We start from the raw sequence: 21,842 nt of genomic DNA, 5'->3' as shown, positions 1-21,842 counted from the left end.
CCGCTGAGACCTGCTCATGGAGGGGGCTAAGAGTTGGCCGAGGACCGCTTGGCGACGCGGGTGTGCGACGCGCCGGGGCTCAGAGCGCGAAGGCACCCCGGCGCGTCGCACGTATAGCTACCATCTGCTCAGACCGGGCGCGAGGAGGTATATCCAAACGTGACCGTCTACGTCGGGCCCCGTATGGGTAGGGGGCGCACAGATGTAACAGGCGCGAGAAGGGTCGGCATATATGGACACGGGCTTCGACCTCGGACGGCTGCTCGGCGAGCGGGCCGGGGAGGGCCACAGACTGCAGGGGCGAATGCTCAACCCGCAGCTGCCCCGGATGCTGCACGCGATCGGGTTCGACCGCACGTACACCCGGGCCGAGGGCGCCTATCTGTATGACGCCGAGGGCAACGACTACCTGGACTTCCTGGCCGGCTTCGGCGTGCACGGGGTCGGACACAACCACCCGGTGGTGCGCTCCGCGCTGCACCAGGTGCTCGACGCGGACCTCGCCGACATGGTCCAGTTCGACTCGCCGCTGCTGGCCGGCCTGCTCGCGGAGAAGCTGCTGGCGCGCGCGCCGCACCTGGACCGGGTCTACTTCGGCAACAGCGGCACCGAGGCGGTGGAGGCGGCGATCAAGTTCGCCCGCTACGCCACCGGCCGTCCGCGCATCCTGTACTGCGACCACGCGTTCCACGGCCTGACCACCGGCTCGCTCTCGGTCAACGGCGCGGCGGAGTTCCGCGACGGGTTCGAGCCGCTGCTGCCGGACACCCGCATCCCGCTCGGCGACCTGGACGCGCTCGAGGCCGAGCTGCGCCGGGGCGGCGTGGCGGCGCTGCTGATCGAGCCGATCCAGGGCAAGGGCGTGCACCAGCCCCCGGCCGGGTTCCTGCGGGCCGCGCACGACCTGCTCAAGGACCACGGCGCGCTGCTGATCTGCGACGAGGTGCAGACCGGCGTCGGGCGCACCGGGCGCTTCTTCGCGTACGAGTACGACGACGTGCAGCCGGACATCGTCACCGTGGCCAAGGCCCTGTCCGGCGGTTTCGTGCCGGTCGGCGCGACCCTGGCGAAGGACTGGATCTTCGAGAAGGTCTACTCCTCGATGGACCGGGTGCTGGTGCACGACTCCACCTTCGGCTCCAACGCCATGGCGATGGCGGCCGGCCTGGCCACCCTCCAGGTCATGGAGGACGAGAAGCTGGTGGAGAACGCCGAGCGGATCGGCACGCTGCTGCGCGAGCAGCTGGCCGAGCGGCTCGAGCGCTACGAGATGCTCGCCGAGGTGCGCGGCCGAGGCCTGATGATCGGGTTCGAATTCGGCAAGCCGCGCTCGCTCAAGCTCAAGGCCGGGTGGAACACCCTGCAGGCGGCGCGCAAGGGCCTGTTCGCGCAGATGGTGGTGGTCCCGCTGTTCCAGCGCCACCGCATCCTGACCCAGGTCTCCGGCGACCACATCGATGTGATCAAACTGCTGCCGCCCTTGACGATCGGGGAGGTGGAGGTGGAACGTTTCCTCGCCGCCTTCGACGACGTGATGCGCGACGCCCACAAGGGCACCGGCCTCATGTGGGACTTCGGGCGCACGCTGGTGACGCAGGCGGTGCGGCGGGGGTGAGCACGTCCTCCGTGCCCGTGCGTAATCACGTCCACCTCGACGAAGAGGACGAAGTGACGATAGAACCGGCCCAGCCGAAGCCGGCGCCCGCGCGCACCGACGATCCTGCCTATTTCGCCGCGAAGGCGGCCGAGCAGGCTTCGGCCGAGAACTTCCCGGTCGCCCTGAAGATGCTGCCCAAGGCGGTGCGCGAGGACCTGGCGGTGTTCTACGTCTTCGCGCGCTACGTCGACGACATCGGCGACGAGTACACCGGCGACCGGGTGGCCGCGCTGGGCGAGGTCGACGCCGACCTCGGCCGGCTGGCCTCGGGCGGAACGCCGAAGCTGGACCCGGTGCGCGGTCTCGCCCGCATCACCGCGGACGGCCGGGTGCCGATCGAGCCGTTCCACGACCTGGTCGCGGCGAACCTGATGGACCAGTACAAGACGAGTTACGCGACGTTCGCCGAGCTGGTCTCCTACTGCCGCCTTTCGGCCAACCCGGTGGGCCGGGTGGTGCTGCACCTGGCCGGGCAGGCCACGCCGCAGAACGTGGCCGACTCGGACGCGGTGTGCACCGGGCTGCAGATCGTCGAGCACATCCAGGACGTGGCCGAGGACCGCGGCAACGGCCGGGTCTACCTGCCGCGCGAGGACCTGACCGCGTTCGGCGTGCGCGAGGACGAGCTCGACTTCCCGCACTCCGACGAGGATCTCAAGGCCCTGCTGCGCTGGGAGGCCGGCCGGGCCGCGGTGATGCTGAGCAAGGGCGTCCCGCTCACCCGCCGGCTGCGCGGCTGGGCCAGGCCCGCCGTCATCGGCTACGTCGCCGGCGGCCGCGCCGCGCTCAGCGCCCTGCGCAAGATCGACTACGACGTGCTGGCCGGCGCGCCGGAGACGACCAAGCAGGGCGTGGTCCGCGCGGCCCTGGGCGTGCTGGCCGGGCGCAAGCGGTAGGCGCCGGGCCGCCCGACTGGCAGCAGACGGCCGCGGATCGGCCCGGCGCTCACGCGAGCGGCGGGCCGATCCCGATCCGCTGGTCCAGGGCCGCCGCCAGCGCGGCGGCCTGGTCCGGTACGACCCCTCGGGCCCAGTCGCCGAGCGCGTCGAGGAAGGCGAGCAGGTCGCGCCGCACGGATTCCAGGGCCCCGGGCATTTCGCCGTAGGAGAACTCGACGAATCCGGACGAGGCCGGCTCACTCGCGCCGGGGGCTTCGAGGCCGCCGCGGGGATGCACCCGCAGGCCGGTTTCGCGGTACTCCACCCACGGGTCGGGGTCGTGGCCGAGCCACCAGGCCGGGCTGCGGTCGCGGAATCCGGTCCGCTCCCGCCAGTCGTCGAGGTCGGCGCAGCAGCCCGGATCGATGCGGACGCCCGCCCCGTCCTCGACCCGCAGACCGCCCGGGACCATCGGCCACTCCTCGCCCGCGGCCAGGATCCACCCCACGGCCTGAGCGGCCGAGACTCGCGCGTCATCCTCGGGCGCGCTCTCCGGCCGGCAAGCTCGCGCCAGCTGCCCCACGAGGGCCCCGATCTCGAGCGGAGGCGTCCGGCCGTCCAGGACGAGCACCCGGAACGGGGCGTCGGACGGGACCGGCCACCAGGGGACGGGATCGCCGGAGTCGAGTGCGGCGACGGGGCGCAGAGTGCTCACCGCGGCAGGATCGCGCACCGCCGGGCACCGCGTCACGCGAGTTCCACCGGCGCCCCGACTTCGAACGACCGTTCGGCGGTCAACTGGCGTAATCGGCCGATCCGGCGTGCTGGACGCGCCGTACGCCGGGGACACACGGCGTAGGATGCCCGGGTGACCAGCAGTACAGAGCTTGCAGCCGCCTACGCCTTGTGCGAGCAGATCGTCGGGAGTCAGGCGAAGAACTTCTCCTACGGCATCAGGCTCCTGCCCGGACCCAAACGGCGCGCACTCTCGGCGATCTACGCGTTCGCCCGAAGGGTGGACGACATCGGCGACGGAGACCTGCCGATGGATCAGAAGCTGGCGGGGTTGGCCGAGACCCGGCGCCAGGCGGAGAATCCCGAACGTTTCCCGGAGGATCCGGTCCTGGTCGCGCTGGCCGACACGGCGCGGCGCTATCCGCTGGACCTGGGGTGCTTCGGCGAACTCGTCGACGGGTGCGAGATGGACCAGGTCGGCACCCGCTACCAGACCTGGGACGAGCTCTCGCTCTACTGCCGCAACGTGGCCGGGTCCATCGGGCGGCTCTCGCTCGCGGTGTTCAATCCGCCGGCGCTGCACACCGATCCCAAGCCCACCGAGGAACTCGCCGACCGGCTCGGCCTCGCGTTGCAGTTGACGAACATCCTGCGCGACGTGCGCGAGGACCTGCAGGGAGGGCGCGTCTACCTGCCGCAGGAGACGCTCGACGCCCACGGGTGCGAGCTCGTGCTGCGCGAGGACGGGACGCTCGACCCGCAGGACGGGCGGCTGGCCGCGGCGCTGCGGTTCGAGGCGGCGCGGGCGCAGGCGCTCTACGCCGAGGGCCTCGACCTGCTGCCGCTGCTGGACTGGCGCTCGCGCGGGTGCTGCGGCGCGCTCTCCGGCATCTACCACGCGCTGCTCGGGCAGATCGCGGCGGACCCGCAGGCCACCTTCGGGGCCCGGATGTCCGTGCCGACCTCGACCAAGCTGGCGGTCGCGGCCCGCGCGCTCGCGCCCCGGCCGTTCGCCCCGCGCTCGAGCGCCCGCGCCGCCGCGCCCGCCGCCTCGTCCGACGGCTCCGCCGACACCCGGCGCGGCCGATGAGTCGGCCGGCGGGTTCCGCCCGGATCCAGGCCGACGGGGACGCGCCGAGCGCGCTGGTGGTCGGCGGCGGCCTGGCCGGGATCACCGCGGCGCTGGTGCTGGCCGAACGCGGCTGGCGGGTGACGGTGGCCGAGGCCAGGCCACGGCTCGGCGGCCGGGCCACCTCCTACCGGCGCGGGGACCTGGTCGTGGACAACGGCCAGCACGTGTTCCTGCGCTGCTGCACCGCCTACCGCGGCCTGCTCGAACGCCTCGGCGCGGGTCCGGAGACCGGCCTGACGGTGCTTCAGGAGCGGCTCGACATCCCGCTGCGCTCCCCCGACGGCGCTTCGGCCCGGCTGCGGCGCACCGGTGCGCCGGCCCCGCTGCACCTGGCCGGCTCGCTGGCCGGGTACGGGCTGCTCGGGTGGCGCGACCGGGTGCCGCTGGGCCGCGCGGCGGTGGCGCTGCGGCGCACCGACCCGGCCGACGCGCGGGTGGACGAGCAGGGCTTCGGCGGTTTCCTGCGCAAGCACGGGCAGAGCACGGCGGCGGTGGACCGGCTCTGGTCGGTCATCAGCACCGCGACGCTCAACATCGATCCCGACGCGGCGTCACTCGCGTTGGCCGCCAAGGTCTTCCGCACCGGCCTGCTCGAGGACTCGCGCGGGGCCGACCTGGGCTACGCCGCGGTGCCGCTCGGCGAGATCCACGACGTGCGGGCACGTACGGCGCTGGAGGCGGCGGGCGTGACCGTGCGCGAGGCGACCAAGGTGCTGTCCGTGGACGCGGACCGCACCGTGCGGCTGCGCGGCCGGGACGGGGAGCAGGAGTCCGCCCGTCCGGACGCGGTGGTGCTCGCGGTGCCGCACGACGCGGCCGCCGCGCTGCTGCCGGCCGAGCTGCCCACGCCCTTCGCCGGGCTCGGGCACAGCCCGATCCTGAACGTGCACGTGCGCTACGACCGGCCGGTGCTCGACGGGCAGCCCTTCCTGGCCGGGGTGGACTCCCCGGCCCAGTGGATCTTCGACCGGACCGGGCCGAGCGGGCTGCCGGGCCGCGGGCACTACGTCGCGGTGACCGTCTCCGCGGCGGAGCGCTACATCGAGCAGCCGGTGGCCGAGCTGCGTGCGCTGTTCGAGGACGAACTCACCCGTCTGCTGCCGGGCGCCCGCGGCGCGACGGTGCAGGAGTTCTTCGTCACCCGGGAGAAACACGCGACCTTCCGCCAGGCCTCGGGCAGCGCGCGGCTGCGCCCCGAGCCGGCGACCGCGGCGCCCGGTGTGCTGCTGGCCGGGGCGTGGACCGCCACCGGCTGGCCGGACACCATGGAAAGCGCGGTGCGCAGTGGGATTAACGCGGCCCGGGTTGCGCAAGAACAGTGGGAGAAAGCGAACGGGCATCGGACAGGAGCACGGGCTTGAGCGAGACGCAAGGCGGCACCGACACCCTCGCGGGGGCCCAGACGGACACCCCGGTGGCCGCACGTGGCGCCGCCGAGATCCTGGCCGAGATCAAGAAGCTGGTGGACCCGCAGCTCGAGCGGCGCCTTGACGCGCTGCACCCGACGATGCGCGGGATCTCCCGCTACCACTTCGGCTGGCAGGACGCGGCCGGCACGCCCGACCCGGCCGGGGCCGGCGGCAAGGCGCTGCGCCCGGCCCTGGCCGTGCTCGGCGCCCGGGCGGTCGGGGCCGAGGGTGACGAGCCCGCGGTGCTCGACGCGGCGTGCACGGTGGAGCTGATCCACAACTTCTCCCTGCTGCACGACGACATCATGGACGGCGACCGCACCCGGCGGCACCGGCCCACGGCGTGGACGGTCTACGGCGTGGACCAGACCCTGCTGGCCGGCTGCGCCCTGCAGACCCTGGCCTTCCAGGTGCTCACCGAGCGCAGCCCGCATGCGATCGCGTCGCTGGGCGCCTCGGTGCAGTGGCTGATCGCCGGCCAGAGCGAGGACCTCGATCTGGCCGGGAACGACGCGGCCACGGTGGATCAGTGCCTGGAGATGGAGGCGGGCAAGACCGCCAGCCTGCTCTCGCTCAGCGCCTCGCTCGGTGCGCAGGCGTACGGCGCCGCGAGCGGGCAGGTGCAGTTGCTGGCCGAGTACGGCCACCATCTCGGCATGGCCTTCCAGCTGGTGGACGATCTGCTCGGAATCTGGGGCGAGACGGGCACCACGGGCAAGCCGGTGGCCGCCGATCTCTACGCCCGCAAGCGTTCCGCACCGGTCGTCGCGGCCCTTTCCGCGGGCAGCGCGGCGAGCGCCCGGCTGCGCGCGGTACTCGCCTCCGAGGGCGACCTGAGCGACGCCGATCTTGTGCTCGCGGCCGACCTGGTGGAGCAGGCGGGGGGTCGTTCCTGGACCCAGGACCGCGCCGACCTGCACACTCGTGAGGCCTTAGCTCGCTTGGACCGTTTGGCGCCGCACCCCCGCGCGCTCGCCGATCTCGCTGAAGTCACCAGGTTTCTTCTCTCGCGGACGTGGTAAGGGGCGTGCCGAGGAGGCACGCTGACATGACTGCGATTGCGGAACGGCCGGTGGACACCGGCCGCCCCCCGGGCCTGCCCGAGGCGGCGCATCAGGCTGCCGAGGCCGCGCGCGAGCATCTGCTCGGGCTGCAGGATCCGGCCGGCTGGTGGAAGGGGGAGCTGGCGACCAACGTCACCATGGACGCCGAGGACTTGCTTCTGCGCGAGTTCCTCGGCATCGGGGACCCGCGCACGATCGAGCTCAGTGCGCGCTGGATCCGGTCCCAGCGGCGCGCGGACGGGACCTGGGCGACCTTCCACGGCGGCCCCGCGGACCTGTCCACCACGGTCGAGGCCTACGTGGCGCTCAAACTGGCCGGGGACGAGATCGCCGGCCCGGAGATGGCGCGCACCGCGGAGTGGATCCGGGCCAACGGCGGCGTGGAGGCCACCCGGGTGTTCACCCGGATCTGGCTGGCCCTGTTCGGGCTGTGGGACTGGGACCGGCTCCCGGCCATGCCGCCGGAGCTGATCTTCCTGCCGCCCCAGGTGCCGTTCAACGTCTACGACTGGGGCTGCTGGGCCCGGCAGACCGTGGTGCCGCTGACGATCATGTGGCACTTCAAACCCTGCCGGCCGCTGCCGTTCGGGGTGGACGAGCTGCGCACCGGCGTCATCCCGGAGCCGCCCGAGAACGAGGACCGGATCGCCGCGTTCTTCCGCCGGGCCGACCGGCTGCTGCACCGCTACGAGCGGCGCCCGCTGCGCTCGGTGCGCCGCTCCGCGCTGCGCCAGGCCACGGAGTGGATCATCGCCCGGCAGGAGGCCGACGGCGGCTGGGGCGGGATCCAGCCGCCCTGGGTCTACTCGATGATGGCGCTGGATCTGATGGGCTATTCGCTCGACCACCCGGTGATGCGGGCCGGGCTGGCCGGGCTCGAGGGCTTCCTGGTGCGCGAGGACGGTCCGGACGGGCCGATGCGCCGGCTCGAGGCCTGCCAGTCCCCGGTGTGGGACACCGCGCTCGCGGTGGTGGCGCTCTACGACGCGGGCGTGCCCGCCTCCGATCCGGCCCTGGTGAGCGCCGCGGACTGGCTGCTGGGCGAGGAGATCACGGTCAAGGGCGACTGGGCGGTGCGCCGTCCGCAGCTCGCGGCCGGCGGCTGGGCCTTCGAGTTCGCCAACAGCGGCTACCCGGACACCGACGACACCGCCGAGATCCTGCTGGCGCTGCAACGGACCCGCAACCCCGACGGCGAGCCGGTGCGCGAGCGGCGCATCCGCGCGGCGATGGACCGCGGCGCGGCCTGGATGGGCGGGATGCAGAGCAAGGACGGCGGCTGGGGCGCGTTCGACGCGGACAACACCCGCACGCTCATCAACAAGCTGCCGTTCTGCGACTTCGGGGCGGTGATCGACCCGCCCTCGGCGGACGTGACCGCGCACATCGTGGAGGCGTACGCGGTGCTGGGCCGGCCGCACGACCCGCGGGCGCTGCGCGGGATCCGCTGGCTGCTCGACCACCAGGAGCCGGACGGGTCCTGGTTCGGCCGCTGGGGCGCCAACCACGTCTACGGCACCGGCGCGGTGGTCCCGGCGCTGACCGCGGCCGGGGTCAGCGCCGGGCATCCGGCGCTGCGCCGGGCCAGCCGGTGGCTGATCGAGCATCAGAACGCCGACGGCGGCTGGGGCGAGGACCTGCGCTCGTACGGCGACCCGGCCTGGATCGGGCGCGGGGAGTCGACCGCGTCGCAGACCGCCTGGTCGCTGCTGGCGCTGCTGGCCCTGGCCGAGGATCCGAGCGGCGCGAGCGCCGAGGTGCGCGGGGCGATCGACCGCGGGGTGCTGTACCTGACCCGCACTCAGCGCACCGACGGGACCTGGGACGAGGACCTGTTCACCGGCACCGGGTTCCCGGGCGACTTCTACATCAACTACCACCTCTACCGGCTTGTCTTTCCGCTGACCGCGCTGGGTCGCGCCGTACACTTTTACAGTGTGAATCAGCAGCACAGTGCCCAGTTCGACCGCCTGGAGCGCCGATGAGCGCGCCGGTGACGGTCGCGGCGGCGCTGGCCCTGGAGGCCCGGGCGCTGCGCCGCGGGGCCGGTCTCGAGACGGGCGTGGTCCAGGTGGGCATGCGGGCCGGGCGCGCCGCCCGGGTGCTTCCGCGCGACGGGGCTCCGGTGGTCCTGGCGGGCGTGGCCGGCGGCCTCGACCCGCAGGTGCGCTCCGGCGACGTGGTCGTCTCCACCGAGGTGCACGGCCCGGACGGCGCCGTGGTGCGCTGCCCGGCCGCCCCGCTGCTGGCCGCGGCGCTGCGCCGGGTGCTGCCGCGGAACGTGCGCATCCACCTCGGCCCGACCGTGACCAGCGACCGGGTGGTGCACGGCAAGGCCAGGGCCGGGCTCGCGGCGGAGGGCTACCTCGCCGTGGACATGGAGGCCTCGGTGCTCGGCACGCTCACCGACGCGCCGTTCGCCACCGCACGGGTGGTGGTGGACGACGCGCGCACGGGCCTGTGGCACCCGGCCACGCTCAGCCGCGGCCGGGCCGCGCTGCGCACCCTGACCCGAATGGTGGCGGCGTTCGAGTCCTGGGGCGCCGCGGCGCATCCGCAGCGGCGCGTGGTGCTGGCCTCGCCGCGCTCGTTCTGCGCGGGTGTGGAGCGGGCCATCGACATCGTGGCCGAGGCGCTCGAGCGCTACGGCCCGCCGGTCTACGTGCGCCGCCAGATCGTGCACAACACCTTCGTGGTGGCCGACCTCGAGCGGCGCGGCGCGGTCTTCGTGGAGGAGCTGAGCGAGGTGCCCGACGGGGTGCCGGTGGTGCTCTCCGCGCACGGCGTGGCCCCCTCGGTGCGGCTGGAGGCGGACGCGCGCGGCCTTGCCGTGGTCGACGCCACCTGCCCGCTGGTGGCCAAGGTGCACACCGAGGCCCGGCGGGCGCTGCGGGACGGGAACACGGTGGTGTTCATCGGGCACCCGCACCACGACGAGTCCGAGGGACTGATGGGCGAGGACCCGGATCCGGCCAGCCCGCGCATCCACCTGGTGGAGACGCCGGAGCAGGCCAAGGCACTGGAGGTGCCGGACCGGGAGCGGGTGGCCTACCTGATGCAGACCACCCTGGCCGAGGACGAGGCCGCGCAGGTCGTGGACGCGCTGCGCACCGCCTTCCCGGGCATCGGCGAACCGCCGAGCTCGGACATCTGCTACGCGACCACGAACCGGCAGCGCGCGATCCGCGACGTGGCCGCCGAAGCGGACGTGGTGCTGGTGATCGGTTCGCCGAACTCCTCCAACTCGCTGCGTCTGGTGGAGGTGGCCGAGCGGGCCGGGGCGGCGGCGTACCTCGTCGACGGCCCCGAGCAGATCGACCCGGACTGGTTGGCCGGAGCGGGCGTCATCGGGATCACCGCGGGCGCCTCGGCGCCCGCACAGCTGGTGGAGGCGGTGGTCGACGCGCTCGCCGCGCTCGGCCCGATCCGCCGCGAGGAGCCCGCAGGGATCGAGGAGACCTACCGCTTCTCCCTCCCCCCGATGCCCGCGTTGCCGTCGACGAAGAGAATCTAGAGGGGAATCATGGGCGTTCCACTGCGCCAGTCCGCGAAGATCGGCACCTACCTTTTCAAGAACAAGATCAAGGGGGTCAAGAAGTTCCCGCTCATCGTCGAGCTCGAGCCGCTGTTCGCCTGCAACCTGGCCTGCGCCGGGTGCGGGAAGATCCAGCACCCGGCCTCGATCCTCAAGCAGCGCATGCCGGTGGAGCAAGCCGTCGGCGCGGTCGAGGAGTCCGGCGCCCCGATGGTCTCCATCGCGGGCGGCGAGCCGCTGATGCACCCTCAGATCGACGAGATCGTCCGGCAGCTGATCGCGCGGAAGAAGTTCGTCTACCTGTGCACCAACGCCCTGTTGATCAAGAAGCACATCCACAAGTTCAAGCCCTCCCCGTACTTCGCCTGGGTCGTGCACATCGACGGCCTCAAGGAGCGGCACGACGAGTCGGTGTGCAAGGACGGCGGCTTCGAGGAGGCGGTCGAGGGCATCCGGATCGCGCGTGAGGCCGGGTTCAAGGTCAACACCAACACGACCTTCTTCAACACCGACACCGCGCAGTCCGTGATCGACGTGATGGATTATCTGAACGACGACCTGAAGGTCGATCAGATGATGATCTCTCCGGCCTACGCCTACGAGAAGGCCCCGGACCAGGAGCACTTCCTCGGCGTGGAGCAGACCAGGGAGCTGTTCAAGAAGGCCTTCGCGGACGGCCGCAGGAAGAAGTGGCGGTTCAACCACTCGCCCCTGTTCCTGGACTTCCTGGAGGGCAAGAAGGACTTCGAGTGCACCCCCTGGGGCATTCCGTCCTACTCCCTGTTCGGCTGGCAGAAGCCCTGCTACCTGCTCAACGACGGGTACGCGAAGACATACAAGGAGCTGATCGAGACCACCGAGTGGGAGAAGTTCGGCCGCGGCAAGGACCCGCGCTGTGACAACTGCATGGCGCACTGCGGCTACGAGCCCTCGGCCGTGCTCGCCACCGTGGGTTCACTGAGGGAGTCCATCCGCGCCGCGAAGGGCTTCTGAGTAATTCAGGTGTCGGATCTGGCGCCGGCGCCCGGCAGCGGGGATCATGGCCTTTGTCGTGATCCGTGCCGCCGGGCGCCGGTGCGCGGTCGCGGCTGAACACTCCTCGGACGGCGGGAACCTGACCATGGGCCGAGTTCGGCACGAGGGAGCCAGAAGGCGCTCCCTCGGACTGGCCGCGACCGGAGCGGCGGTCCTCGTCGTCGCCGCGGTGCTGCTGTGGCCTGCCGCGGCCGGGCCCGGCGGCGCGTACGCCCAGTCCAACGGCGGGGTGATCCCGATCCCCTCGGCCGCGGCCGACGCCGCGGCCTCGTACTGGGCCGGACGGCTCGGCACGGCGAACGCGAGCGCCCAGGCGGGCTCGGGTACCGCCGCCGACGGCCTGGCCGCCACCCCGGCCCTGCCCAGCCCCGTGCCCGGCGGCAGCGGGGACCAGGCCGAGCAGGCCGTGCTGGCCGGCGGCTCCCCCATGGCCGTGTCCGACCCGCTGGCCAGTTCCCCGTTCGGCGGCTCCCCCCAGATCGGCGCCCTGTTCAGCGCGTCCAACGGCTCGGTCCAGGGCCAGGGCCACTACTGCAGCGGCTCGGTGATCAACAGCCCGCACGGCGACATCGTGCTGACCGCCGCGCACTGCGTCTACGACACCAACGGCGCGTACACCGACCTGGCCTTCGTGCCCGACTACCACGACGGCCAGGACCCGTACGGCGTGTGGACGCCCGCGGACGTGGTGGTCCCGGCGCAGTGGGCCTCGAGCGAGGACCCGGACTACGACGTGGCCTTCCTGGTGGTGCACGAGTCCGGCTCGAACACCCGGATCCAGGACGTGGTCGGCGGCGACCAGCTCCAGCTCGATCCGGCCTACTCCGGGCTGACCCAGGTGGTCGGTTACCCGCAGGACACGGAGAAGCCGATCACCTGCACCAACATGACGACCCAGGTGTCCGACCCGTCGCTCACGACCCCGCAGCTGCAGTTCGACTGCCAGAACTACCCCGGCGGCACCAGCGGCGGCCCGTTCCTGCGCGACGTGGACGCGAACACCGGCCTCGGCACCGTCGTCGGCGTGATCGGCGGCTTCGAGGCGGGCGGGGACACCCCGGACGTCACCTACGCCTCGTACTTCAGCGACTGGGTCGGCTCGCTGCTGGCCCAGGCCGAGTCGAAGGGCTAGGCCGCGTCTTCAAGCCGGCGTCGCGGCCCCGGCGCCGGCTTGAAGACACCGCCTACGCGCCGGATCGCGGCATTCCACCCCGGTTTCCCGGAACGTAACAACCCTGCGCCTTTCGTAGCGGGCCGGAAACAGATCCGCCACCGCCGCGTCACGGCGCGCTGCCAAGGTGCGCGCAACGTTGCGGAAATGCCCGTGTGCACACGGTTTTCGCAGCTCGCACGAAGGCCGTCGGCCTGCCCTACGTTCTCCACGCCATGACGAACGGAGCGCACAGTGCACCTCGATTACATCCCGTACCCCTCCACCGGGTACTCCTCGGGCGACGCGGCGTGGCAGTTGACCGCCGCGACGCTCGTGGGCCTGATGAGCCTGCCCGGCCTGGCCGTGCTCTACGGCGGGCTTGTGCAGAAGAAATGGGCCGTCAACACGATGCTGATGGCGTTCAGCGCATTCTCCCTGGTGCTGCTGGTCTGGGCGCTGTGGGCGTTCAACATGGGCTTCGGCAGTCCCTGGATCAAGACCACTGCCTCGGGCAACCCCAGCGGCTTCGTCGGCCTGCCCCGCACCTCGCTCGGGGCCGGGCAGGAGGCGCAGGCGAACGTCCCGCTCCTCAATGGGCTGATGCCGCCGTTCAACTTCTCCGAGTCGGCGCTGTTCTACTTCCAGTTCGTCTTCGCCGCGATCACCCCGCTGCTGTGGCTCGGCTCGGTGATCGGCCGGATGAGCTTCAAGGCGTGGCTGATCATCGTCCCGCTGTGGACCACGCTGGTGTACACCGTGGACGCGTTCATGCTGTGGGGCGGCGGTTTCTGGGCCGGCCTCGGCGCGGTGGACTACTCCGGCGGCTACGTCATCCACCTGTCCGCGGGCACGGCCGGCTTCGTGGCGGCGGCCGTGATCGGGCCGCGCCTGAAGAAGGACCGAGAACACGGCGCGCCGAACAACCTGCTGATGTGCGCGACCGGCGCGGGCATCCTGTGGCTCGGCTGGAACGGCTTCAACGGCGGTGACCCGTACTTCGCCGGCGCGGACGCGGCCGAGGCCGTGGTCAACACCAACCTGGCCACCGCGGTGGCGCTGCTGGTGTGGCTGCTGATGGACATGTTCTGGAGCCCGTCGAAGAAGCCGACGCTGCTCGGCTCGATCAACGGCATGATCGTGGGCCTGGTCACCATCACCCCGGCGGCCGGCTACGTCAACGGCCTCGGCGCGATCTGCCTGGGCGCGATCACCTCCGCGATCGTCTGGCTCAGCTGGTACAAGCTGTCCAAGAAGTGGTTCTTCGCGAAGGTGGACGACACCCTCGGGGTGGTCTACACGCACGGTATCGCGGGTTTGTGCGGCGGGTTGCTGGTGGGCATCTTCGCCGATCCGAACGTCCTGGTGTATCTGGGTAAGGATACGAAGACGGCACCGTTCTCGGTCACCGGCCTGCTCTACGGCTCGCATTCCTGGCATCAGCTGGAAGTGCAGGCCGGCGCGGCGCTGACGGTGATCGGCTGGACCGCGCTGATGACCTTCCTGATCCTCAAGGGCGTCGGGTTGTTCGTCAAACTCAGACTCCCCGATTCCGTACTGGAAACCGGGGACCTGGCCATCCACGAAGAGGTCGTCTATCCGAGCGACTCGCTCAGCTCGGCCGGACTCGTGCCCGTCACCGCGGGCGCACCGGCGTCGGCGATCGAGGCCGACGCGGCCGAGGTCCCCGTCTCCGAACCCTGATCCACCCCGCGCCGTCGCGCGCTTCGGCGCCCCTCAGCGCCCCCGTCGTGCCGAGTACGCCTCGGCACGGCGGGGGCGCTTTTCGCGGCGCGCACCACCCCGGACGCCGTCGCGAGCCTCCGTGCGCCCCCACCGCGCCCGCATGTGCGCCGAGTGGCCAGGGTAGGGCGAGGACAGGCCCTATGCGGCGGTCCCAGGGCCGCGGTCACCTGCGAATTCGCCCGCCTCCCTTGATTCACGACCCTGACAGGACGGTATACTTCCGACCGCCCACCTGGACAACGAGAGTGAGCTCGAAATGGGGGCAACACCCTGGAACAGGGCGTTCGGGGGTGAAACCGCCCCGGCAGCCCCGCAGCGTCCGTGGCCGGCCACACTGACCGTCGGTACGGACGGACGGATCACCAGCTGGAGCCGCGGTGCGCAGGCACTGTTCGGGCTGTCCGCGGGCCGCGCCTGCGGGCGACGTATGCGGACCCTGATGGTACGGCCGGAGGACCGCTCCGCCCTCGACGAGCTGCTCGGCACCGTGCTCACCGGCCGCAGCTGGTCCGGCTCGCTCCCCCTGCTCGACGCCGACGGCCTGGTGCATCCGGTGGAGTGCGGCTGGCAGCCGATCCAGGACAGACGGGGCCGTCCGGGGGCGTTGATCGTCGTCACCGACCGGGTCGGGCAGTCCGCGCCCGCCGCGAAGCCCGCGCCGCTGGGCACGGCCGAGGCCGCGCTCGCCGCGATCGGCCAGTTCCAGGAGCACGCCGCGTCCGTCGCCATGATGCGCCGGGTGCAGCTGCTGACCGAGGCCAACACCATGATCGGCACCACCCTCGACATGTCCCAGACCGCGCGGGAGCTGCTCGCGGTGGCCGTGCCGCGATTCGCCGACACCGCGTCGGTGGCGCTGCTCGAGACCGTGGTGGACGAGTTCGAGCTGCCGATGGCCCGCCCCGACAACGAGGTGCGGGTGCGCCGGGTGGCCGCCCGGGCCCAGGACCCGGCGCTCGAGGCGCTGCTGCCGGTGGACCAGACCGTGGTGCACGGCCAGAACTCGGTGTTCGGCCAGGTGCTGCGCTCCGGCCGGCCGCGTACGCTGCCGGCGCTGGACCAGGCCGCCACGCAGAAGCTGTGGCCCGAGTCCGACCCCTCCCCCGCGCCGCTGCTGGTAGGCCACTGCATGCTGGTGGTGCCGCTGGTCGCGCGCGGCGCCGTGCTCGGCATCGCGATGTTCACCCGCGGCCCGGACCGGCGCCCCTTCTCCGGCGGCGAGGCCGTGCTGGGCGAGGAGTTCGCCGCCCGCGCCGCCCTGTGCGTGGACAACGCCCGGCTCTACAGCCACGAGCGGCACACGGCCCTGATGCTCCAGCGCGCCCTGCTGCCGGCCGACTCGGGCGACCACACCGGTGTGGACGTGGCCCACCGCTACCTGCCCGCCAGCGACCTGACCGGCGTCGGCGGCGACTGGTACGACGTGATCGGCCTGCGCGGCGGGCGGGTGGCGATGGTGGTGGGCGACGTCATGGGCCACGGCGTGCGCGCCGCCGCCGTGATGGGCCAGCTGCGCACCGCCACCCGCACCCTGGTGGCCAGCCTGGACCTGCAGCCGGCCGAGGTGCTCCACCACCTCGACGAGCTGGCCGAGCACCTGGGCGACGGCGAGATACTCTTCGCCACGTGCCTGGTGGCCGTGTTCGACCCGACCACGCGGATCTGCCGGATGGCCAGGGCCGGGCACATCCCGCCGCTGATGGTCCCGGCCCAGGGCCCGCCGCAGCTGATCGAGCTGCCCCCGGGCGTGCCGCTGGGCGTGGGCGGGCACACCTTCGAGAGCCGCGACATCGAGCTCGAGGACGACAGCCTGCTGGTGCTGTGCACCGACGGCCTGGTCGAGAGCCGCGCGCCCGGCCGGGACATCGACGACGGCCTGAGCGACCTCGCCCGCGAGATCAAGGACCCGTCGCTGCCGCTGGAGGCCATCGCCGACACCGTCATCAGCGGCCTGCGCGGCGACCGCACCATGGACGACGCCGCACTGGTGATCGCCCGCGTGCGCGGCGTCCCGTCCACCGCGACCGCGCAGTGGGTGGTCGAGCCCGAGCTGCCCGCAGTGGCCCGGGCCCGCCGCGCCGTGCGCAGCACACTCAGCGACTGGGGCCTGGCCGAGCTCGAGGAGACCGCGGAGCTGCTGGCCAGCGAACTGGTCACCAACGCGCTGCTGTACTCCAACGGCCCGATCAGCGTCCGCCTGATGCGTGACAGGACCCTGTTGTGCGAGGTCTACGACGCCTCGGAGGAGGTCCCCCGGCTGCGCGCCGCAGGCCACGACGACGACGGCGGCCGCGGACTGCACCTGGTCAAGGAACTCTCCCACCGCTGGGGCACCCGCCACACGACCGGCGGCAAGAGCGTCTGGTTCGAACTCGCGCTGCCGTGCTGAGGCGCGGGGGCTGATGGGCGCGGGGCGTGACGGGCGCGGGGGCGGCCGAACGTGGTGTGGTGCTGTGCTGTGCATCGCATCGCATCGCCGGATCGCACCACACCCACCGCACCCACCACACCCACCGCACGCGATCAGCCCGCCGGATAAGCTCCCCGCATGACCGGAACCAAGATCCAAGCGGTGCTCTGTGATGTCGACGGCGTAGTGCGGCACTGGCCGAGCATGGCCGAGATCGAGGCGGCGCACGGCCTGCCCACCGGCGTCCTGTCCGCAACCGCGTTCGCCGCCGAGCGCCTGATCCCGGCCATCACCGGCGGCACGACCGACCCGCAGTGGCGAGCCGACGTCACCGCCGCCCTCGCGCGCGACCACGGCATATCAGCAGCCGAAGGCGTCGTGGCAGCCTGGTCGGCCGTCCTGCCGCCCGTCGACGCCGAGGTAGTGGCCCTGCTCCGCCGCACCCGCGAGCGCATGCCGGTCGCCCTGGTCTCCAACGCCACCACCCGCCTCGAGGACGACCTTCGGAATCAGGGCATCGAGGACATCGCCGACTTCGTCGTCAACACCTCCCACCTGGGCTTCGCCAAGCCCGACCCCCGCGTCTTCCAGGCCGCCGCCCGCACCGTGGGCGTCGACCCGACCCACTGCCTCTTCGTCGACGACACCCCCGGCCACGTAGCCGCCGCCCGCGCCCTCGGCATGCCCGCCATCCACTTCCGCACCTTCACCGACCTACGCGACGCACTGCAGTAGAACGCAGGGCGCGCCGTCAGCCGGTTCAGCACGCGCTCGATTTGATTAGTACTACTAAGCAGATGCTATGGTCTACTAAGCAACTGGAGGTGCGCGGTGCCCGAGAACATCGACGAGGTCGGCGCGGAACTGCGACGCGCGGCCGTACGGCTCTACAGCCGATTCCGTTCCGAGCGGGTGGAGGGAGAGGTCTCCGAGGAAGCGCTCCTCGTGTTGATCACCCTCGACAAGCAGGGCGGGATGAGCCTGAGCGACCTGGCCGCGGCCGCGAAGGTCACGCTCGGATCCATCAGCCAGACGGTTCGGCGGCTCGAACAACTCGCGTACATCACCAAGTCCCGCGACACGGAAGACCGGCGCAAAGTCGTGTTCGCCCTGACCGAACAGGGCCAGCAGGCGTCCACGGCCTCGCGCCGCCACCGGCAGGACTGGCTCAACGCCCGACTCGGCGAGCTCACCGCCGCCGAACGCGCCGACCTCCTCCGGATCGCCCCACTCCTGCTCCGCATCGCCGATTCCTGAACAGGACCACCATGCATCCGATAGAAGCCCTGCTGCTCCCCGTCGGCCGGCTGCTGCGCAACAAGCGCCCCGACGAGACCGCGAGCATTGCCAACGCCCCCGAGCTCGCGACCGATCATCGCATCACTCTGACGTCGCCGGCGTTCCAGGACGGCCAGGTCGTGCCCGCCAAGCACTGCGGCCAGTTCATCGGCCAGGACATCTCCCCCGCCCTCACCTGGAGCGCCCTGCCCGCGGGCACGAAGGGCCTGGTCTTCGTCCTCGAAGACCTCGACAACCCCGGCGCCGTACCCGGCATCCACACGATCGCCGCGTTCCCGGCGACCGAAGGCGGCCTTCCGGAGGGCGCCCTGACCCCGGACGACCCGCGCTTCCACTTCCTCCCCAACCGCCGCGGCCAGGCCAAGTACGCCGGTCCCAGGCCGCTTCCCGGCCACGGCACACACCGCTACCGCTACCACCTCTACGCCCTCGACACCGCCGTCGACTTCGCCGACGTCCCCGACATGCAAGCCGTGCCGTCGGCCCTCGCCGGACACGTCCTGGCCTCCGGAACACTCACCGGCACCCGGACGACCTGAGCGGCGCGGTTCCGGCGGACGGCACCGCCTGACGCGGCTCGGCGATGACCTGGTGTACGTCCTCGTACAAGATCTCCCCCGGGTCGGTGCTGCGCACCAACTCCCAAGCCACGCCGTGCGCATCCAGGATCTCCAGATATCCGGCGACCTGCTCGATCATCTCGACGGCCGATTCCTTGAACCAGGCTGAGGACCGCGGATGAAGAGCCCTGTCGTAGACCTCGGGCGCGAGCGCGCCGGGATCGCTCAGATGGGCGTGGTACCAGGCGTTGCCCACCCGGCGGAACTCGGCCTGTTCGGGCGTCAGCTCGCCTCGCTTGTGTAGCCCGTTGACCAGCCCGAACACGCCGCTACGCAGCCCGGTCCGCCCCGGCTGCGTCGCCTGATACCGCACGAACACGGCCGTCTGCCCACCTGCGAGCTCGTCCACGCGCAGACGCTACCGCGCCGCACCACGCGCCCTCCACCCGCCCGCGTCCGGCGCCTCACCCTCCGGAGAAGCCTCCCCACGACACCAACCCCGCTCCCCCTGCGCACCCGTACTCGAAACTCAGTTGAGCCGCCTCGGCTGACCCGCCACGCTGTGGGCATGGGCATGTTGGAGGCAGTAGCGGACAGAATCGCGGCTGGAGCGACCGTTGAGTTCAAGCCCACCGGCTCTTCCATGGTCCCACTGATACGCAGCCGGCAGTCGGTAGTGGTGGCGCCGGTCGATCCCGCGAAGCTCGAGGTCGGGGACATCGTCCTCGCCCGCGTATCCGGCACGGTATATCTACACTTGGTCTCGTCCCTGGATCCGGCCCGGAAGCGGGTGCAGATCAGCAACAATCGCGGGCGCGTGAACGGCTGGACGAGCCACGACCGCGTGTTCGGGATCTGCGTAGCCGTGGAGGGCGTACCCCGGGCCAACTCCTTGGACAAGGTGCGCGCCGCGAACACACAGAGCGAACCCACCAGCGCCTCCGCAGAAGTGGGCTCTCGACGCGCCAGCACACTGCGATAAGTAGGAGATACGCTGACGGCCGGCCGAGACCCAGTACGGCAGTCGGACTTCGTGATCTGACACGGGTTGGGCGATGAGCGCGTAGCGTAGGTGGTCGTGGAGCCGGGGGGCACGGGCCTGATGGCGACTTCTGCCATCGTTCGGACTGGTCCAGGACGCGCGGTGGGGAGTTGCCGCTGATCTACTCCAGTACGTGAGGCGGCCTACTCTGGGTAGATCGCATCGAGCCGACCGCGGATGCTTTCGGTGAACCGTGCGACGTCTTCCTGGTCGAAGCCGACGGGCGCGAGCGAGACGAGGGTGGCCTCGACCTCCGCGCGCGGGGCACGGCCGAGTCTCGCGTAGACCGGCCCGTGCCAACTGCCGCTGAAGGTGAACGCGTCGGGCCCGGTCCCGCCCGCGGCAGCGCACTGGGCTTCGAGCGGCTCGAGCCGTGCCAGACACGGGAGTACGTTCTCGGTAAGGATGCCGGCCAGCACCCGGCCGCTGTCCGCGGTGCGTTCGCCCAGTGCCCACCATTCATCCCACGGTTGCCCGCCACCGGAGGCATAGGAGACTTCGGTCGGCGCGATCACGCGCCAGTAGAACAGGGCCATGGTCCAATGCGGTGCCTGGTTCTTTCCCTTGAACCTCGTGCGGAGGTCTTCGAGGAAGTAGCGGGGGAAGTAGCCGGCACCGATCTCCGTGGCGGGGCCGTACGGCGTGCCGGGCGGGGCTCCGATGGCGTTGTCGAAGCACACGACCATTTCGTCACCGGTGTCGTTGAAACGGTAGTAGTAGTTCTTGTCCCGTTTAAATCCATATGTTCGCAGCGTCGGCGTCGCGACGGTACGCAGCAGTTCCGCAAGCCCGTTTCCCGATGTCATCGCCACCTCCGAGTCCCTGGGGAATTCTCCAACATCCGCCACTGACTACGGCGTGGACGGCCATTCGAGTCCGCTCCGACGGGGCCGATTGCGCGCACGCATTCCGCGCCTGGTGCCCCGTCAGTCGTGGTGAGCCGTGAGGGCCCCCTCGGCTATCGAGGCCGGTAGAAGGTTGGCGCACAAGCAGCCGCACTGATCGTCATCGTGTGACGCAAGCTGAATACGGAGCGGCCTGCGCCGCGCGTGTAAGGGCGGGCGGGCCGACAGTACACCGGCACCGCCGGACGCATCGAGAACGCCGTCGTCGCGGTCTACGCGACCTACGCCACACCGCTCGGGCACGGGCTGGCCGATCGGGAGTTGTACGTGCAGAACTCGAAGCAGGCCACCTGCCTCGACGGAACCCAGGTGCGCGGCTACCGGGCGTGGAAACGCCACGTCACCCTCGTGATGGCGGCCTACGCGCTCCCGGCCGTCACCGCCGCCCAGGCCAGGACCACGCACCCGGCCCCCGTGCTGCCCGAGTACGACGAGCAGCCCGCGCCGAAAGACTGCGGCATGATCGCGCTGACCGTCCCGGAACTCCAGCGGCTCCTGCCCGCCCTGCTGCCCGGACAAAACCGCAGGAACACAGATGTAGGCGACTGTCTCGCCTGGTCCACTTGGCGCCGAGGCCATCAGGCCCGAGCCCTCTGGCACTACCACCGCCTACGCTACGCGCTCATCGCACGACCCGGTGTCAGATCACGAAGTCCGACTGCGTACTAGTCCGCGAAACCGGGCCAATCGCTGAGGAAAACGCCTCCCCTTCGCCGCTGCGCGGCCCGGCTCGTCCCGGCTACGTCGCCTGATAGCGCACGAATACGGCCATCTGCGTGTCTGTCAGCTGGTCCACGCGATACGCCGGTAGCGCGCCGCGCCGCGCGCCCTCCGCGCGCCCGCGTTCGACGCCTCACCCTCCGGAGAGGCCTCCCCGCGACACCGGCCCCGTTCCCCCTGCGCATCCGTACCTAAAACGATCCAGCTAAACCATGGATTATATCCACTGAATTACTTGAGCCAGCAGACAATACGCTGACGCGGCATCAAATCAGAATACTCTATCAGTACAGCAGCACGAGGAGGTCCTCGACGACGACCGGGCGCAGGCGGCCTAGGGTGAGGAAGGGCTCGTCGGAGACGGTGGTGTCGCCGCGCAGGTGGGGGAAATCGCGGTCGACCTCGAAGCCGGCGGCGGACAGGACGGCGCGCAGGCGGGATCTTCGCACCGGGCGCCGCGGCCTCGAACACGGGCCGGTGCTCGGCGGCCCAGTAGTCCGCGGCGGTCGTGTCGGAGTCGTCCGCCTGCGGCTCGCGCCACAGGTCGTGGTCGCCGTAGTAGTTG

The 21,842-nt window shown here is 71.5% G+C and carries 20 protein-coding genes and 1 pseudogene; 17 read left to right on the top strand and 4 right to left on the bottom strand.

Going from position 1 to position 21,842, the window contains the following annotated elements; all coding sequences use genetic code 11:
- Positions 1-232 precede the first annotated feature (232 nt).
- Together KDL01_RS12045 and hpnC are read left to right on the top strand one after the other, a co-directional pair.
- Positions 233-1,615, top strand: a complete 1,383-nt coding sequence (locus tag KDL01_RS12045; RefSeq protein WP_212528521.1) for an aspartate aminotransferase family protein — start codon at positions 233-235, stop codon at positions 1,613-1,615.
- Positions 1,616-1,668: 53 nt separating this feature from the next.
- Positions 1,669-2,553: a squalene synthase HpnC gene (hpnC, locus tag KDL01_RS12040; protein ID WP_212528520.1), complete on the top strand. Its 885-nt coding sequence runs from the start codon at positions 1,669-1,671 to the stop codon at positions 2,551-2,553.
- 49 nt (positions 2,554-2,602) lie between these two features.
- Here hpnC and KDL01_RS12035 read toward each other — a convergent pair whose 3' ends face one another.
- Positions 2,603-3,250 carry a hypothetical protein gene (locus tag KDL01_RS12035; RefSeq protein ID WP_212528519.1) on the bottom strand — a complete coding sequence of 216 codons (648 nt, stop codon included), beginning with the start codon at positions 3,248-3,250 and terminating at the stop codon, positions 2,603-2,605.
- A 153-nt stretch (positions 3,251-3,403) separates the two neighbouring features.
- On the opposite strand from KDL01_RS12035, the gene KDL01_RS12030 reads away from it, so the two are divergent.
- The 12 genes from KDL01_RS12030 (at position 3,404) to KDL01_RS11975 (ending at position 18,589) form a co-directional block, all read left to right on the top strand.
- Positions 3,404-4,360 carry a phytoene/squalene synthase family protein gene (locus KDL01_RS12030; RefSeq protein ID WP_212528518.1) on the top strand — a complete coding sequence of 319 codons (957 nt, stop codon included), beginning with the start codon at positions 3,404-3,406 and terminating at the stop codon, positions 4,358-4,360.
- A complete protein-coding gene (gene hpnE / locus KDL01_RS12025) occupies positions 4,357-5,763 on the top strand; it encodes a hydroxysqualene dehydroxylase HpnE (RefSeq protein ID WP_212528517.1) in 1,407 nt (468 codons plus the stop codon). Before KDL01_RS12030 ends, hpnE begins: the two co-directional genes overlap by 4 nt.
- Positions 5,760-6,833 (top strand): polyprenyl synthetase family protein, encoded by a 1,074-nt coding sequence (locus KDL01_RS12020; RefSeq protein WP_212528516.1) that lies wholly within the window; start codon positions 5,760-5,762, stop codon positions 6,831-6,833. The genes hpnE and KDL01_RS12020 overlap by 4 nt, the downstream gene beginning before the upstream one ends.
- Before the next feature lie 26 nt (positions 6,834-6,859).
- Positions 6,860-8,860, top strand: coding sequence for a squalene--hopene cyclase (shc, locus tag KDL01_RS12015; protein WP_212528515.1), 2,001 nt, complete (start codon positions 6,860-6,862; stop codon positions 8,858-8,860).
- On the top strand, positions 8,857-10,389 hold the full coding sequence (gene ispH, locus KDL01_RS12010) for a 4-hydroxy-3-methylbut-2-enyl diphosphate reductase (RefSeq protein ID WP_212528514.1): 1,533 nt from the start codon (positions 8,857-8,859) through the stop codon (positions 10,387-10,389). Before shc ends, ispH begins: the two co-directional genes overlap by 4 nt.
- A gap of 9 nt (positions 10,390-10,398) precedes the next feature.
- On the top strand, positions 10,399-11,403 hold the full coding sequence (hpnH, locus tag KDL01_RS12005) for an adenosyl-hopene transferase HpnH (protein WP_212528513.1): 1,005 nt from the start codon (positions 10,399-10,401) through the stop codon (positions 11,401-11,403).
- A 46-nt stretch (positions 11,404-11,449) separates the two neighbouring features.
- Entirely contained in the window at positions 11,450-12,577 is a 1,128-nt protein-coding gene (locus KDL01_RS12000) for a trypsin-like serine peptidase (protein WP_212528512.1), read from the top strand.
- A 273-nt stretch (positions 12,578-12,850) separates the two neighbouring features.
- Complete coding sequence (locus KDL01_RS11995) at positions 12,851-14,299, top strand: ammonium transporter (RefSeq protein ID WP_212528511.1); 1,449 nt, start codon at positions 12,851-12,853, stop codon at positions 14,297-14,299.
- 298 nt (positions 14,300-14,597) lie between these two features.
- On the top strand, positions 14,598-16,730 hold the full coding sequence (locus tag KDL01_RS11990; protein ID WP_212528510.1) for a SpoIIE family protein phosphatase: 2,133 nt from the start codon (positions 14,598-14,600) through the stop codon (positions 16,728-16,730).
- A gap of 159 nt (positions 16,731-16,889) precedes the next feature.
- Entirely contained in the window at positions 16,890-17,486 is a 597-nt protein-coding gene (locus KDL01_RS11985; protein WP_212528509.1) for an HAD family hydrolase, read from the top strand.
- Between the two features lie 96 nt (positions 17,487-17,582).
- Positions 17,583-18,008 (top strand): MarR family winged helix-turn-helix transcriptional regulator, encoded by a 426-nt coding sequence (locus tag KDL01_RS11980; RefSeq protein WP_212528508.1) that lies wholly within the window; start codon positions 17,583-17,585, stop codon positions 18,006-18,008.
- Positions 18,009-18,019: 11 nt separating this feature from the next.
- Complete coding sequence (locus tag KDL01_RS11975) at positions 18,020-18,589, top strand: YbhB/YbcL family Raf kinase inhibitor-like protein (protein ID WP_212528507.1); 570 nt, start codon at positions 18,020-18,022, stop codon at positions 18,587-18,589.
- On the opposite strand, the gene KDL01_RS11970 is transcribed toward KDL01_RS11975, so the two are convergent.
- A complete protein-coding gene (locus KDL01_RS11970) occupies positions 18,567-19,019 on the bottom strand; it encodes a hypothetical protein (protein WP_212528506.1) in 453 nt (150 codons plus the stop codon). The two genes, KDL01_RS11975 and KDL01_RS11970, sit on opposite strands and share 23 nt — an antisense overlap.
- 159 nt (positions 19,020-19,178) lie before the next feature.
- Between KDL01_RS11970 and KDL01_RS11965 the strand changes: the two genes are divergently transcribed.
- Positions 19,179-19,592 (top strand): S24/S26 family peptidase, encoded by a 414-nt coding sequence (locus KDL01_RS11965; protein WP_212528505.1) that lies wholly within the window; start codon positions 19,179-19,181, stop codon positions 19,590-19,592.
- A 203-nt stretch (positions 19,593-19,795) separates the two neighbouring features.
- Here the strand turns inward: KDL01_RS11965 and KDL01_RS11960 are convergent, their stop codons facing one another.
- Positions 19,796-20,464 (bottom strand): hypothetical protein, encoded by a 669-nt coding sequence (locus KDL01_RS11960; protein ID WP_212528504.1) that lies wholly within the window; start codon positions 20,462-20,464, stop codon positions 19,796-19,798.
- A gap of 255 nt (positions 20,465-20,719) precedes the next feature.
- On the opposite strand from KDL01_RS11960, the pseudogene KDL01_RS46765 reads away from it, so the two are divergent.
- Positions 20,720-20,836, top strand: a pseudogene (locus KDL01_RS46765) (IS701 family transposase); the annotation flags it as partial.
- Positions 20,825-21,226 carry a hypothetical protein gene (locus tag KDL01_RS11955; RefSeq protein ID WP_212528503.1) on the top strand — a complete coding sequence of 134 codons (402 nt, stop codon included), beginning with the start codon at positions 20,825-20,827 and terminating at the stop codon, positions 21,224-21,226. The pseudogene KDL01_RS46765 and the gene KDL01_RS11955, both read left to right, overlap by 12 nt.
- A gap of 335 nt (positions 21,227-21,561) precedes the next feature.
- Here KDL01_RS11955 and KDL01_RS11950 read toward each other — a convergent pair whose 3' ends face one another.
- Entirely contained in the window at positions 21,562-21,726 is a 165-nt protein-coding gene (locus KDL01_RS11950) for a hypothetical protein (RefSeq protein ID WP_212528502.1), read from the bottom strand.
- Positions 21,727-21,842 lie beyond the last annotated feature (116 nt).

This window comes from Actinospica durhamensis (genome assembly GCF_018139695.1).
Lineage (GTDB): Bacteria > Actinomycetota > Actinomycetes > Streptomycetales > Catenulisporaceae > Actinospica > Actinospica durhamensis.
The sequence above is the reverse complement of the archived record's forward strand: the minus strand, read 5'-3'. Positions and strand labels throughout refer to the sequence as shown.